This window comes from Streptomyces sp. NBC_01445 (genome assembly GCF_035918235.1).
Classification (GTDB): Bacteria; Actinomycetota; Actinomycetes; order Streptomycetales; family Streptomycetaceae; genus Streptomyces.
Genome location: NZ_CP109485.1, coordinates 436,912 through 450,708, shown reverse-complemented (window position 1 = coordinate 450,708; position 13,797 = coordinate 436,912). Strand labels below are relative to the sequence as shown.

Genomic DNA, 13,797 nt, shown 5'->3' with positions numbered 1-13,797 from the left:
GGCCGGCACGGAGCTCTAGGTACGAGATAGGAGCCGAGGTCAAGCACGTCAGGTCTGAACGGCGTCCCGGCTGTGTTGATCCATGGTGCCGGGTGAGAGCTGACGCAGCGCGAGGAGACCGCCGATGCCGGGAATGGCGGCAGTGGCCTTGGTGGTGGCCGTGGCTGTGGCCGGGTTGAGGCGCCAGGTCGCGATCACGACGAACAGGTAGGCGCAGCCGTGGGTGGGGCCCATCAAGGAGGAGATGGGTTTGAGGTGCGCGGTGGCGAGGTTGGCCAACATGATGACCAGTGAGATGAGTTCGACATGTGCGGCGATGCGCAAGGGGCGATAGCGCACGGTCATGCTCCTGTGGTGGAGCCGGGACGGACGATCATCAGGACGGTGACCGCTGCCCACAGCAGGTTGAAGACGCCGGTGAGCATGGCGAGGCGGCCGGCGGATCGGGAGCCGGGACCGGGCGTCTGCGCGACAGCGAGAGCGTTGTCCTGGGCGGGAAGGATCAGCAGCGCCAGGGTGGCGGCGGCCGCGGCGGTCAGCAGGATCGAGGCGATCAGCCACCCACTGCCGAGGACGCCGAGGCTGCCGGCCGTGGCGAACCCGAAGACGGGAACCGCGATGCCGACGGCCGCGTAGGCGCGGCAGATCCGGTGCAGCATCCGCAGGGTCAGGATCGCCTCGTGGTCACCCGGGTCGGCGTCGATGCGGCGCAGTGCTCTGGGGAACATGCTCGCGGCGACGGTGACTGGACCGATGGCCAGCACGGCGGCCAGGACGTGCAGGGAGAGGAGGAGTTTCGTCATGGTCAGTGTTCCGTCGCCGCTCGGACGGCACGGCGCCGGCCGGTGACCTTCGATGCCGGGAGGCGTCCGGCCTTGGAGGTGCCGGTCAACGTGTCGCCACTGATCGTCACGGCGAAGGCAAGGTTCAGGCGCAGGGGCTTGGTGACGGTCTGTTTCCAGGTGAGCCGGTCGCCGTCGAGGGCGATATCGCTGAGTGGGACTTCCTCTCCCGTCCCATGGGCGGCCCCGGACAGGACACCGTCCTGGCGCAGTAGTTCGACGACGGCCTTGATCTTGCCGATGGGGGTGGAGACGGACAGGTCCCACGTGCCTTCAACGGACATGCTCTTGTTGCTTCCTCACGGTGCGATGTGAGCAGAGGTGATACGAGTGCAGGTGCGGTGTGTGGTCAGAGGCCGGCGGGCGCCGGGCCGTGATGACGCCAGACGGTGCCGCGGCGTTCATGAGCGAACAACTCCTCGACGGCGTGGGCGATCTGGGGTCCCACCTCGCGCTCCAGCAGGTACAGGCCCAGGTCGAGGCCGGAGGTGACACCGGCGCCGGTGACGAGGTCGCCGTCATCGACGACGCGGGCGCTCACCGCGTGGGCGCCGGTGGCATCGAGCATGTCCAGGCCCAAGTCGTGGGTGGTCGCATGGCGGCCCTCCAGCAGGTCTGCCATGGCCAGGACGAGCGAGCCGCCGCACACCGCGCCGACCGTCACCTCCGGATTGTCCATCGCCGCCTTCAGCAGCGCAGGCAGCTCGGTGGTCAGGGTGCGGCCCAGTAGCACGGGGATGAATTCGTCCTGCTGCCACTCCCCGGCCCCCGCGTCATGGTCAGGGACTTCGCCGGGTTCCCCCACGCGGCCCGAGGCGCCGGGGACGAGAATCAGGCCCGCGCGTGTGGGGTCGAGGGCGGCGGTGGCACGCAGCACCAGGCCCCCGGTGCCGCTGACCACCTCACGCGGGCCTTCGGCGGAAACCAGCTCCACGCTCACCGCACCGCCGGAGGCGGTGCCGCCGGCGTACAGCACTTCATAGGGGCCGACGGCATCGAGTGGATCGAAGCCGTCGAACAGGACGATCTGGGCGTGCATGAAGGGTTCCTTCGGAGTGCGACAGGCCCGGTCGGCACCGGGCTCGCTCCCGACGCTATTCGGCTGCCGATTCCTGCCCCAGTGGCATTAGTGACACCTTTCAACGGAATAACGCCAACACCGGTGAAGAGGCCGCTGAGCTGGTGAAAGAATGAATAGCAGGGTGCCCGGGCCAAGGCCGTGCACCTGGAGGAGCGGTATCTTCTGGCCATGCACACTGTCGCTGTCCTGGCACTGGACCGGGTGATCCCGTTCGACCTGTCCACCCCGATCGAGGTCTTCACCCGCACCCGTCTCCCGGACGGCCGTCCCGGCTACCAGATCCGTGTGTGCGCGGAGACGCCGGAGATCGATGCGGGTGCTTTCACTCTGCGCGCGCCTTGGGGGCTGGAGGGGCTCAAGGGCGCGGACACGATCATCGTGCCTGGCACCGACGCCCCCGCGGCGCCGCTCGCCCCCGCCGTTCGCGACGCGTTGCGAGCGGCGGCCGAGGACGGAACGCGTATCGCCTCCATCTGCTCGGGCACCTTCCCGCTGGCCGCGACCGGGCTCCTGGACGGCCTTCACGCCACTACCCACTGGATCGCGGCCGACCTCCTCGCTACCACCTACCCGGACATCGAGGTCGACCCGGATGTCCTGTACGTCGACAACGGCCAGATCCTCACCTCCGCCGGCGCTGCCGCCGGCCTGGACCTATGCCTGCACATGATCCGCAAGGACTACGGCTCGGCCGTCGCCGCCGACGCCGCCCGGCTGTCCGTCATGCCTCTGGAACGCGAGGGCGGACAAGCACAGTTCATCGTCCACGACCGCGCGCCCACCCCCCAGGGCTCCGTCCTCGAACCCCTGCTCAACTGGCTGCAGGACAATCTGGGCGCCGACCTCACGCTCGCCGACATCGCAGCCCATGCCGGAACGAGCACCCGGACCCTGATCCGCCGCTTCCGGGAACAGACCGGCACCACGCCGCTCCAGTGGCTCCACCGCGCCCGCATCCGTCAGGCCCAGCACCTCCTCGAGACCACACGCCACTCCGTCGAACGCATCGGCACCCAGGTCGGCTTCGGCTCACCCACCGCCTTCCGCGACCGCTTCAAGCGCACCACCGGAGTCAGCCCTCACGCCTACCGGCGCACGTTCAGCTGATTGAAGATCGTGGTGGGCCGGTGTGGTTGGCGGTACAGCACCCAGCCATCCCTTTCGGGCGGAAGCGGGATCGTTGTCAGCCGCAGGTTGTCCACGGTGCCGGGGGCGGAGAGCCGGACGGCGCGCATCGTGGCCGGCGAGGAGACCATGGGCCTGCCTTCTTCCAGGGGTGCGAGAGTGGGAGGGCGCTGGTCAACACGCAGCCGCTGCGCCTTCATTCCCGACTCGCCCCGGATTCCCGTCTGTTGGGATTCATCCCCGAACATGTCCTTTACGCCCGCGGCGCCGCCGGATCCGCACCATCTGGAAGAGGGCGACCAGACCGGGGACCGGCTGCACGCAGTTCCACCGGCGGACGCCCATCGGGCTTCGGCCGGGAGCGTTACAAGGCGCCCGCCGCCGCGTCGGGTGCCGGATCTGGCTGTTGAAGCAGACCAGGGCGGCGCGACATGGACGCCAAGCTCGCCTGCCGCTGCGAGGCGCTCATCCAGGTCACCCTGATACGGCAGTACGTGTGAACGCATCGAAACTTGTGAACTCATCGAACCCATCACCAGCCGGTGCACGCCAGCACCGCCTAGGACCGAGTCAGCCTGCAGCGGAACAAGCACACCGGCCCGCTGACGATCCCGACGGGCCTTCGCACTACCTTTGGCCGGATGGAATCACAGCAGCCTCACGCCGTGCCTGCCCAGGCAACCACTCCCATAGCATCCTCGGCGTCCCGAAGCCGTACGACAACTGTGGGTGTCTCGCTGCTGCTGGGGCTCGTGCTCGGCGGCGGGGGAGTAGGAGTGGCTTGGTCACTCGGCGACGACAGCAGCAGCGCCACGGCCGCGGGATCCGCCCCGGCAGGCGACGTCCGCGCGGCCTGCCAGGCACTCGACGGATTCGACGAGTCGAAGTACGTGGCGAAGGGACCGGACGGCGACATCGCTGTCAACCGCTATGCCGCAGCGGGAGCCCTCTCCGCCTCCGCCGCCGCGGGGGACGCCAAATACAAGCCGCTTGCGCAGGCCATCCGCCGCTCCCAGGACCGCCACGCACGAGTCTTCGACTTTGACGCGAAGGTGAAGAAGGAGCTGGACGAGGCCCGCCGGATCTGCAAGGACCTGTAGCCCAGCCGCGGATGATCACTGACGCTCGCGCCCATGACGGGTTCCACGGAAGGCCGACGCCATCAACGCGGGATCCTCGCAGGCGCGAAGCTGCGACCCGCAGGTAGACAGATTCCGCCGGTGGGCCCGCCCCCTCAGCATTGCGAGCCAGGCACCTTCCATCAGGATCGCGAAAGGTCCGTGAGCGGTCGTCGTTCCGCGCTCCCGGGCATCCACACTCCGAGGAGCGGCAACGGCGGCAGCCGGGCGGGGACAGCGACAAGGCGGGCCTGGGCAACGGTGCGCTGATACTGGCCACGGTGGCCGGCGAGTTGGTGGTCCCATGGCTGGCAGCACGCTGTGGCCACCGCGTGCTGCTGGGGGGGCGGTGTTGTTGCGGCTGGGTGCTCCGGCGTCGGCCTTCCAGGTGGCACAGTTGGCCAGCTGGAGTGCTCAACACCAGATTCTGCGAGCGCCTTCTCACTCACTCTGGCCAAGAGCCGGCCGTCGGTGACCCGTCGCCACGTGAGGACTGGGGGAGAGCGACACATTGGTTCGGGTCTTGAGGCCGAGAGTTCCGCGGTGGCCAGTGCGGCAGCCAGTTCCTCATTGGCTGACGGCGCCGATGGGTGCAGGGGACGGGGCAGGTTCTGCCGATCAGGCTCGGGTGGGTGCACAGCGGCGGCCGAGATGACGCGCAGACGGCCGTAACGGCGGAACAACTCCCGCGTCGGGCGCTGCGTTCGGCGGCGGTGCCGCGTCAGCCGAGTGCGCGGTCGAGGTTGAAGGCGGCGCTGATCAGCGAGAGGTGGGTGAAGGCCTGGGGGAAGTTGCCGAGTTGCTCTCCGGTCGGGCCGATCTCCTCGGCGAACAGACCGAGGTGGTTGGCGTAGGTGAGCATCTTCTCGAAGGCAAGCCTGGCCTCCTCCAGCCGGCCTGCGCGGGTCAGTGCCTCGACGTACCAGAAGGAGCAGATCGAGAAGGTGCCCTCGGGGCCGTGCAGGCCGTCGGGGCTGGCGGCCGAGTCGTAGCGGTGGACCAGGGAGTCGGAGACCAGGTCTGCCGTGAGGGCGTCCAGGGTGGAGAGCCACTTGGGGTCGGTGGGCGCGATGAACTTCGCCATCGGCATCATCAGCAGCGAGGCGTCCAGCACGTGGCCGTCCAGCCCCTGGACGAACGCCTCTCGCTCGGCCGACCAGCCGCGCTGCATGATCTGCCGGTAGATCGCGTCCCGGGACTTCCGCCAGCGGGTCAGGTCCGCCGGCAGTCCCCGGCGGTTCGCCATGCGTATCGCGCGCTCCAGTGCCACCCAGCACATCAGTCGCGAGTACACGAAGTTCCGCCGGCCCGCGCGGGTCTCCCAGATTCCCTCGTCGGGCTGGTCCCAGTGGTCGCAGAGCCAGTCCACCACGGCACCGACCTCGTCCCAGTGGTCGCTGCTGATCGGCTGTCCCCACTTGTCGTAGAGATAGATCGAGTCGATCAGCGCACCGTAGATGTCCAGCTGGAGCTGGCCGGTGGCGGCGTTGCCCACCCGGACCGGTGCGGAGCCGAGGTAGCCCTCCAGGTGCGGCAGCTCGTACTCGGGCAGCTCGCTGCGCCCGTCGATGCCGTACATGATCTGCAACGGACCGCCCTCCCCCGTGCCCCGCAGGATGCCCCGCTCGGAGATGAACCCCATGAACGCCTCGGCCTCCGAGGTGAACCCCAGGCGCAGCATCGCGTAGACGCAGAAGGCGGCGTCGCGGACCCAGACATAGCGGTAGTCCCAGTTGCGCTCGCCGCCGATCTGCTCGGGCAGGCTGGTGGTCGGTGCGGCGACGATCGCCCCGGTCGGTGCGTAGGTGAGCAGCTTCAGCACCAGCGCGGAGCGGTTCACCGTCTCCCGCCACCGCCCGTGGTAGCGCGAACCGGCCAGCCAGCGGCGCCAGAACCGGACGGTTGCCTCCGCCTGCTCCTGCGCCTCGGCGCGCGGGCACGACCGGGCGGGGACGTCGTCGCCGATCTGGTCGAGGGCGAACACGTTGGACTCGCCCTCAAGGAGTTTGAAGTGCGACCACACGTCCAGGCCGTCGCTTTCCAGGGGTGCGGTGGCGGTCAGCGCCAGCGTCAGTGACGGGGAGCGGAACACCGCCGTGTGGCCTTCGAGGTGCGTGGTGTGCGCTTCGGCGCCGTAGCCGAAGCGGGGGGCGATCCGCGCCTTGAAGGGGAGAGTTCCGCGGACGCAGATCACCCGCCGGATCAGCCGGTGTCGGGCTGCCTCGCGCGACTCGTCGATCACGGGCATGAAGTCCTGTATCTCCGCCACCCCGTCCGCGGCGAAGAACCGGGTGATCAGCACGTTCGTGTCGGGGAAGTAGAACTGCCTGGTGCGGGTCGGGACCTCGGCGGCCAACTCGAACGACCCGCCGCGGTCGGCATCGAGGATGGATCCGAAGACGCTGGGCGCATCGAAGCGCGGGCAGCAGTACCAGTCGATGGTGCCGTTCGTGCCGACCAGGGCGGTCGTTCGAAGATCGCCGATCAGACCGTGTTCGGGGATCGGAATGTAGCGGCTGTCGGCCTGCTCGAAACCAGTCGTGTCGAACGCCATGACGGCCTCCCTGCCGCTGCGGCGCGGGCCTGGAGATAAAGCCTTATCTTTCATGCTAAGCGGCTTTTGTGGAGTTTGCTGCTGATCCTTGGAGGCGTGCGCATTGACGGTTCAGGGCTTCGTCGACTGCGGTGCCGACCGGCTCGGTGGTGGTGGACGCGCTCGGGGTAGTTGACGCCTTTGATCATCCAGGTCGGGGCGCACAGGGTTTTCGTCGACGTCGCCATCCGCCTCGCCCGTGGCCATGGCTAAGACAGGACCTTCCTCAGGGCCTTCCTCGCCGGCTGACAGGCGTACCGAAATCGGGACGCGGGGAGCGGCAGGTCTCCATCGACGATCAGCTGCCGACCGTAGGGGGACAGAGGCTGCGTCTGGACACCGGAGCGTGGCGGCCTGACCGAGAAGCCGTGGCCCTGATGAGATTCAGCGACGAATATCCCCAGGGCTGCTTCTCGGCCCAGTTGGTTGAGCTGGTCAAAGGTGTGGTGTGGGGGCGGCGGGGATCGAATGGCGCCTTCGAGATCCCGCCAACCGCCGGTCGGCGGGATCTGAAGCTGGATGGGTCAACAGGGCCAGGCGGGCAGCTCAGGCGGCGACGGCCGCGGCCGTGCGCAGCGGTGCGAGCGCGGTGCTCCAGGCGATGACCTGGTCGAGCATCGTGTTCAGGGCGGGCAGGTTGTGGGCGCCCGGCTTGAAGACGCTGAAATTCTCGAATTCGGTGATCATCGACAGTGCGACCTGCTGGCGTACGTCAGCCATCTGGAGCTCGGCGACGACGAGACGCAGGTGCTCGACGGCCCGCACCCCGCCGACCCCGCCGTAGGACACGAAGCCGACCGCCTTGTTGTTCCACTCGGCGTAGAGGAAGTCGATGGCGTTCTTGAGCACGCCGGGGATCCCGTGGTTGTACTCCGGTGTCACGATGACGAACCCGTCGAACGACGCGATCTTGGCCGCCCATTGCTTGGTGTGCTCGTGCTGGTACTGACCGAACATCGGCGACAGAGGCTCGTCGAAGTGCGGCAAGGGGTGGTCGCGGAGGTCGATGAGCTCAAAGGTGGCGTCGTCGCGGCGCGAGGCGATGTCGAGCACCCACTTCGCCACCTGTTCGCCGTTGCGGTTCGGGCGGGTGCTGCCGAGGATGATGCCGATCTTGAGCATGACGTTTGCCTTCTCATCTGCGGCACTTCGTCGCGAAGGTGCGTTGTCTGATAGATCGCATGCAGCGCAGATGATCTGTCCAACAATGAGTAGGCCGGTGTCATTCCTGTGATGAGCACCGAGACACCGGCCACGCCGGTCGGCGGTGTCGACGTCGCAGGGGACTTCTGTCTCTCCCTCCTCGTTCTGATGCGCGCGTACCGGACCGTCGTCGCATCGGCCCTGGATGACGTCCCGAAGGGTGCCCGCGCCTACCAGACGCTCGCCGTCGTCGCCCGAGGTGACCAGCAAAATCAGCTCGCCCTGGCCACGTACCTGGCGATCGACCGCACGCTGATGACCCACCTGATCGACGACCTCGTCACGGCCGGCTTCGTCGAGCGCCGGCTCGACCCCGCCGATCGGCGCCAGCGCAAGATCGTCGCCACGGCCCGGGGCGTCAACACCCTCCAGGACCTGCAACGGCAGGTGCGGGAAGCCGAAGACCAGCTTCTTGAGGCGCTCGATGAGGATGAGCGCCAAACCTTCCAGACCCTGCTCAGCCGGGTCGCCTGCGGTGTCCGGAGCGTGGACTTGGCCGCTGCCCCCTGCGACGTCAGATCCGACTCCTGCGACATCGCCGAACTCGGGTCCTGGCTCGACCGCGTACCCACCGGCGCGCGCCGGGCGACGACCCGACAGGCCGGCCGGTCACAGGACGGCTCAACTGGCATGGCCACGCACTTCGTCGGAGGCGTCTCTGCCTCCGACTGGGGCATGGACGTGGGCAAGGAAAATACCCTGTGCACGCCGGGAAAGTACTGAGCCTGTTCCAACCTGAGGGCGGGGTTGGGGCGTTGGCGGCCCGCGTCTGCACGGAACGACGGAGCTCCTGGTAGAGGGGTTCTCGACCAGGAATTCCCGTGTCCGCCAGGAGCTTCGCGTGCTTGTCCACCCGTCGTCGATCGACCTGTCCAGCCACACCCTTCGGCTTCTGACCGCGCAACTTGGTACCAGGCATCGCGAGATCGGCACACGCCGGCGGCGGCTCCCAACGGGCCGGCAGGCCCTGCTCGCCCTGGCCCATCTGCGATACGGCGACACCTGCCGTCAGCTCGCTGCCGGGTTCCGCATCGGCATCGCGACCGTCTACCGTTACACACGCGAGGACGTCCCTGGCCGCCCTCGGCCCGCCGCCGCACGCACCCACAGGATCTTCGACGCCCTTGCCGACACGGGTCTGAACTGCTGGGCGGACAAGGCGTATCAGGGCGTCGGCGCCGCGACGTTCGGGTGTCGTTCCGAGGCCGCAAGCTCAAGCGGTGGAAGTGACGCCACAACCCTCCTCACGCCAAAAGCTGCTGCGTCGGTGAACAGGTCATGGCCACCCTCAAAGGTTGGCGACTGCTGCGGAAGCTCCGCTGCAGCACGAACCGGATCACCGACATCGTCAGAGCCGTCGTCGTACTTCACCACGCCTCGACGTGAGGTTGGAAACGGCTCAGTGCCTTCAGCTGGTGGGGCGTCTCGGATGCTTCATGTGTGGAGAACTTGTTCCGCCATGTCCCGGATGGCGTTGGCCAGTGTGTCAGGAGCGGTGAGGTGGGCGATGTGTCCCTGGCCGGGGAGGGTGACGATCCGTGCGTTCGGCAGGGTTGCCGCCAGATCGGCGAGGCGCTCGTGCAAGTGGGCGGGGCTGAGGTCTCCTTCGATCAGGGTGGTCGGCGTTTCGAGGTTCGCGAAGCGATCAACACCGACGCCGAGCGCGTCGATTGCCTCGTCGTCTGCGATCTGGGCCGCCGCGTAGGCGGCGAACGCCGCTTGTCCTTGCTGGTCGGCGAACATCGCGTCGACCATGTTCGCGGGCATGCGGACGATGTCGCGCATGTGGATGCGCATCGCCTCGACCGGGTCGCCCGCGTCGAGTGCGGCACGCGCATGTGCTCCCGCCGCGCCGGCGATCAACTCCCGGGTGGGCATGGGAGGTTCGTAGAGGCATAGTCCGGCGAACGCCGAGGGGTTGAGCAACGAGGCTTGCAGCGCGGCGACGGCGCCCGAGGAATGCCCCACGAGAAGCACCGGGGAGTCGAGGAGTTTCGCGACGGCGACGATGTCGGCCGCTTCGACGCCCATGGAGTGGGGTAGCGCAATGTCGGTGTCTGGTCCGGGGGAGTAGATCCGTCGGTGGATCCTGACGACGCGAAAGCTGTCGGTCAGGTGGCGGGTGACGCTGTCCCAGGTGGTCGCGTCTCCGCCACCCGGGTGGACCACCAGCAGGTTCGGCCCGGATCCGTCGTCGAGAGCGGTGATGGGGTGGGCGTCATCAGATGATGCGAGAAGCTCAGCCATGCGCGCAAGTTTGTACGTGGCGGCCGACATCGCACCGGCAGACTGCCGAAATTCTGTGCTGCCGACAGCGGTCGGCCGGCGTTCCGGCCGAATTGCAGCTCCTCGGCCACGGTCAGGAAGGCCTCCAGCTCGTGCCGCGGGGTCTCCCAGCAGGTCACGGCAGCAGAGTCCGGCCTCCACCACACACCACTGACGTCACATTCAGTCAGCCCTCCACGGGGAAGTGAGCCAGATCCCTACTTCGGGAGGCACGTGAGCGAACGGTGGGAATCGTGACCCTCGCCACCGGCCGTACATTCTCCGCCTGTTGTACCCCGCACCTGCCGCACCCCGGAAGCCTTTCCGGGGTGCGGCGCCTGGGCATAGCGGGTCCGGGGGACTCAGCGGGCTGCCGTCAGGGCGGACATGGTGGTGAAGCTGTGGGCCAAGCTCGATGTCGACGTTGCCGCGTCCACGGTGTAGGCGTCGATGGTGAGGCTCTTCGCCGATGCCTTGAGGACCATGAAGCCGTTGTGCGAGAAGTCCTGCCAGCGTGCCGGGTGGGTGCCGTGGGCCTTGCCGTCGCCTGACTTGCCTGCGGTGCCGCACACGATCTGGCGGGTGCCGCGGCTGCGTGAGGTCGGCTCGAGGATCTGCTGGGTGTGGTCGTGGCCGGAGAGGATGAGGTCGGCTCGTCCGCAGACCACTTCCTCGTACAGCTCCTTGAGGTGGATGCCGCTGGTGTAGTTCCCGATGACGAAGCCGTCGTAGGAACCGGCGCTGCCGTGCTTGCCGTTGTTCAGGTACGGGTGGTGGCCGATCACGATCTTCCACGTGGCGCGCGAGGCGGAGAGTGCGGAGTCCAGCCAGCGGCGCTGTTCGCGCATGTAGGGGCCGTTCCACTGGAAGTACGGGTCCAGTTGGATCACGGTCGAGGCGATGGGGTTGGTGTCGATGGCGAAGAACTCGACGAGCGGGACGTCCGGGTCCGCGGCCGACGGCAGCGCGGTGGAGTAGTAGCGGGCCGGCATGTGCCAGCGCCGCGACGTCGTGGCGTAGGCGACCTCGCGGTCGCCTCGCGAGGGGTCGCCGCCGCTGCCGGGGATGAGGCCCGAGCAGTCGTGGTTGCCGAGAACCATCAGCCACGGGACGTCGATGCCGTCGTTGGGCTGCTCGAACTTGGTCGCGAACTCGTCGTCGTGCGCGGACTCCGGGCCGTTCTCGTAGAGGTTGTCGCCAAGGCCGACGGCGAGCGAGACGCCTTCGGTGCGGCATATCGCCTTGGCGGCCGTCGCCACGGCGTACTGGGCGTCATCGCCCGTGCCCGCGTCTCCGGTCAGCAGTACGGCGTACTGTCCGCCGCGGCCGGGCCGGGTGGGGAAGGGGAACTTGGCCACCGGGACATCGGCGGCGGTCGCCGATCTCGGTGAGGCGGCGGCTGCCTGCGGCAGCACGGCCAGGGCGGCGGCCCCGGCCACGGCGCCGCCCAGCACGGTGCGCCGGCCGACCAGTCCGGACGGGCCGCCGGCGGTGGGTGCCGGGCGGCCCGTGGTGGTGATGGTCGTGTCCAGGTCCAGCCACTGGGACTCGGTGAGGTCGGGCCGCGGGGGGATGTATTCGTCATCGCACATCCCATGTTTCTCGCAGGTAACTTGGCCCGCCTGGTGAATGATCGGCGAACCTTGCGTGGAGGTCCGACGCAGGTGGTACGCGGGGCACGGCCGTCGCCGTCACGGTCCGGTTCGGGTGCGCGGAGTCAGCGCTTGTGGCAGCGCAGAGCGGCAACTAGCTCAGCGTGTGCCCCCTCGGGCGGCTGGCACGGGGCTTGCTGCACGCGCGCGCCAGACGTACTGCCGGTCCCGGGCGCGTTTCGCGGAACATCGTCTCCGGCGCTGCCGCTGCTGTCGACGGCACTGCGCTACGGGCGCAGGCCGCGGAGCACGATGTCGAGGTAGGCGTCCGCGGATGCGTCGTGTTCCGCGTGCTTGGGGAGAGCAGAGATCAGGGCAAGGAGCAGAACCGCTGTGACGTCGCCCCGCACGGCGCCTTCGTCCTGCGCGCGGGCGAAGAGCCGCGCGAAGCTCGCCTTCATCGGGGCGCATGCCGAGGCCATCGGGGACCCGTCGTCGGCCAGTCCGTCTCCGACGCGCGTGCTCATGCCGCGGTACTCGGTCGCACTCCGGTCGTACCGGAGCAGCCACTGCACCAGCGCCTCCCACACGTCCGGTGCGCCGAGGAGCTCGCGAGCCTGGGTGTCCAGCAGGTCGACGCGGTCCTGCATGATCGCGACGAAGAGGTGCTCCCTGCTGGGGAAGTGCCGGTAGAGGGTGGCGCGCCCGACACCCGCCTCTTTTGCGACGTCGTCCATGGGTGCGTCGGTGCCGTCGCGCATGAAGACGTTCCGGCCCGCGGCGAGGAGCGCTTCGTAGTTGCGGCGCGCATCCGCGCGCGCCGGTTTCGCGCTGGGGATCGAGGCACTCATGGGATCAGACTATTTGGCAACCGGACACAGTGTCCATATCGTCGAACCGAATAAACGGACAGAGTGTCCGGATGCGGTTTCATGTGTATCGCTCGAGGCCAGCCCCGCCGCGCCCCGGTGGTGAGCCTGCGCGTGGCGGCGAGCGCCGGCGCCGCTCTGCCCACGCGAATCTGCAAGGGAGCACCACCATGGCATCACCGGGCAGCGACCCAATTGTGGCCGTCGTCACCGGCGCGAGCAGAGGAGCCGGCCGGGGTATCGCTGAAGCACTGGGCAGCCAAGGGGCGACCGTCTACGTGACCGGCCGCAGCCGGTCGGCCTCCGACTCGCCGTACGGGGGAACCGTCACCGAGACAGCCGCCCTGGTCGACGCGGCCGGCGGGACAGGCGTCCCCGTGGTCGTCGACCACGGCGACGACCAAGCGGTCCAGAACCTCTTCGCCGCCATCGGGCAGGAGCACGGGCGGCTGGACATCCTGGTCAACAACGCCGCCAATTTCGCAGGCGCACCCGTGCCGGGCGGCTTCTGGGAGATGCCCCTGGAGAGGGGCCGACCTTCTGACCGTCGGACTGCGCTCGCACTACGTGGCGAGCTACTGCGCAGCGCCGCTGCTGATCGCCAACGGCCGCGGCCTCATAGTCAACACCGGCCACTACGGCGCCGTGTCCTACCACCAAGGCCCCGCGTACGGCGCGCAGAAGGCAGGCGCCGACAAGATGGCCGCCGACATGGCAAAGGAACTGCGGCCGTACAACGTCGCGGCGGTCTCCATCTGGATGGGCGGACTCGACACCGAGCGCGCTCGGGCCTACATCGCCTCCCTGCCTTCGCAGGACCGGCCCACCGAGAAAAGAGAATCACCCCAGTTCACGGGACGCGTGATCGCAGCCCTCTATTCCTCGGACGAACTGGCGGCCCTTTCCGGCAGGGCCCTGATCGGCGCGGAGTTGGGCTCTTTGTTCTCAGTCACCGACATCGACGGCAGCACACCCCGGTCCATGCGTCATGTCCTGGGGGGACCGCCCGAACCTCACCCAAGCCTGCTGGGCTGACCGGCAGACGCCGATCCTCTCGGCGTCCTTATGTGGTCGATGACCCATGCTCATGGGGTGGCATGGTGAGCGCC

The 13,797-nt window shown here is 68.3% G+C and carries 14 protein-coding genes and 2 pseudogenes; 6 read left to right on the top strand and 10 right to left on the bottom strand.

Annotated features, from left to right (window positions below; translation table 11 throughout):
• Positions 1 to 48: 48 nt before the first annotated feature.
• From OG574_RS02355 to OG574_RS02340, 4 genes are all read right to left on the bottom strand, one after another.
• Complete coding sequence (locus tag OG574_RS02355; RefSeq protein WP_326771598.1) at positions 49 to 345, bottom strand: DUF3817 domain-containing protein; 297 nt, start codon at positions 343 to 345, stop codon at positions 49 to 51.
• Positions 342 to 803, bottom strand: a complete 462-nt coding sequence (locus OG574_RS02350) for a hypothetical protein (RefSeq protein WP_326771597.1) — start codon at positions 801 to 803, stop codon at positions 342 to 344. The genes OG574_RS02355 and OG574_RS02350 overlap by 4 nt, the downstream gene beginning before the upstream one ends.
• A 2-nt stretch (positions 804 to 805) precedes the next feature.
• Entirely contained in the window at positions 806 to 1,126 is a 321-nt protein-coding gene (locus OG574_RS02345; protein ID WP_326771596.1) for a hypothetical protein, read from the bottom strand.
• Positions 1,127 to 1,191: 65 nt separating this feature from the next.
• On the bottom strand, positions 1,192 to 1,881 hold the full coding sequence (locus OG574_RS02340) for a DJ-1/PfpI family protein (protein WP_326771595.1): 690 nt from the start codon (positions 1,879 to 1,881) through the stop codon (positions 1,192 to 1,194).
• A gap of 210 nt (positions 1,882 to 2,091) precedes the next feature.
• On the opposite strand from OG574_RS02340, the gene OG574_RS02335 reads away from it, so the two are divergent.
• A complete protein-coding gene (locus OG574_RS02335; RefSeq protein WP_326771594.1) occupies positions 2,092 to 3,030 on the top strand; it encodes a GlxA family transcriptional regulator in 939 nt (312 codons plus the stop codon).
• On the opposite strand, the gene OG574_RS02330 is transcribed toward OG574_RS02335, so the two are convergent.
• Positions 3,009 to 3,179: a hypothetical protein gene (locus OG574_RS02330; protein ID WP_326771593.1), complete on the bottom strand. Its 171-nt coding sequence runs from the start codon at positions 3,177 to 3,179 to the stop codon at positions 3,009 to 3,011. The two genes, OG574_RS02335 and OG574_RS02330, sit on opposite strands and share 22 nt — an antisense overlap.
• Before the next feature lie 534 nt (positions 3,180 to 3,713).
• Between OG574_RS02330 and OG574_RS02325 the strand changes: the two genes are divergently transcribed.
• On the top strand, positions 3,714 to 4,148 hold the full coding sequence (locus tag OG574_RS02325; RefSeq protein ID WP_326771592.1) for a hypothetical protein: 435 nt from the start codon (positions 3,714 to 3,716) through the stop codon (positions 4,146 to 4,148).
• A gap of 739 nt (positions 4,149 to 4,887) precedes the next feature.
• Here OG574_RS02325 and OG574_RS02320 read toward each other — a convergent pair.
• Positions 4,888 to 6,720 carry a glycoside hydrolase family 15 protein gene (locus OG574_RS02320; RefSeq protein WP_326771591.1) on the bottom strand — a complete coding sequence of 611 codons (1,833 nt, stop codon included), beginning with the start codon at positions 6,718 to 6,720 and terminating at the stop codon, positions 4,888 to 4,890.
• 585 nt (positions 6,721 to 7,305) lie between these two features.
• The gene (locus OG574_RS02315) at positions 7,306 to 7,881 is read right to left on the bottom strand and encodes an NADPH-dependent FMN reductase (protein WP_326771590.1); all 576 of its coding nucleotides are present in this window, start codon (positions 7,879 to 7,881) and stop codon (positions 7,306 to 7,308) included.
• Between the two features lie 111 nt (positions 7,882 to 7,992).
• Here OG574_RS02315 and OG574_RS02310 point away from each other — a divergent pair, with 111 nt between their 5' ends.
• Together OG574_RS02310 and OG574_RS02305 are read left to right on the top strand one after the other, a co-directional pair.
• Complete coding sequence (locus OG574_RS02310) at positions 7,993 to 8,685, top strand: MarR family winged helix-turn-helix transcriptional regulator (RefSeq protein ID WP_326771589.1); 693 nt, start codon at positions 7,993 to 7,995, stop codon at positions 8,683 to 8,685.
• Between the two features lie 118 nt (positions 8,686 to 8,803).
• Positions 8,804 to 9,348, top strand: a pseudogene (locus OG574_RS02305) (transposase family protein).
• 48 nt (positions 9,349 to 9,396) lie between these two features.
• On the opposite strand, the gene OG574_RS02300 reads toward OG574_RS02305, so the two are convergent.
• The 3 genes from OG574_RS02300 to OG574_RS02290 form a co-directional block, all read right to left on the bottom strand.
• The gene (locus tag OG574_RS02300) at positions 9,397 to 10,239 is read right to left on the bottom strand and encodes an alpha/beta fold hydrolase (protein WP_326771588.1); all 843 of its coding nucleotides are present in this window, start codon (positions 10,237 to 10,239) and stop codon (positions 9,397 to 9,399) included.
• Between the two features lie 350 nt (positions 10,240 to 10,589).
• Positions 10,590 to 11,819 carry a metallophosphoesterase gene (locus OG574_RS02295; RefSeq protein ID WP_326771587.1) on the bottom strand — a complete coding sequence of 410 codons (1,230 nt, stop codon included), beginning with the start codon at positions 11,817 to 11,819 and terminating at the stop codon, positions 10,590 to 10,592.
• Between the two features lie 287 nt (positions 11,820 to 12,106).
• A complete protein-coding gene (locus tag OG574_RS02290; RefSeq protein WP_326771586.1) occupies positions 12,107 to 12,670 on the bottom strand; it encodes a TetR/AcrR family transcriptional regulator in 564 nt (187 codons plus the stop codon).
• 71 nt (positions 12,671 to 12,741) lie between these two features.
• On the opposite strand from OG574_RS02290, the pseudogene OG574_RS52630 reads away from it, so the two are divergent.
• Together OG574_RS52630 and OG574_RS02285 are read left to right on the top strand one after the other, a co-directional pair.
• Positions 12,742 to 13,185, top strand: a pseudogene (locus tag OG574_RS52630) (SDR family NAD(P)-dependent oxidoreductase); the annotation flags it as partial.
• The gene (locus OG574_RS02285) at positions 13,166 to 13,723 is read left to right on the top strand and encodes an SDR family NAD(P)-dependent oxidoreductase (RefSeq protein WP_326778334.1); all 558 of its coding nucleotides are present in this window, start codon (positions 13,166 to 13,168) and stop codon (positions 13,721 to 13,723) included. The pseudogene OG574_RS52630 and the gene OG574_RS02285, both read left to right, overlap by 20 nt.
• Positions 13,724 to 13,797: the final 74 nt, after the last annotated feature.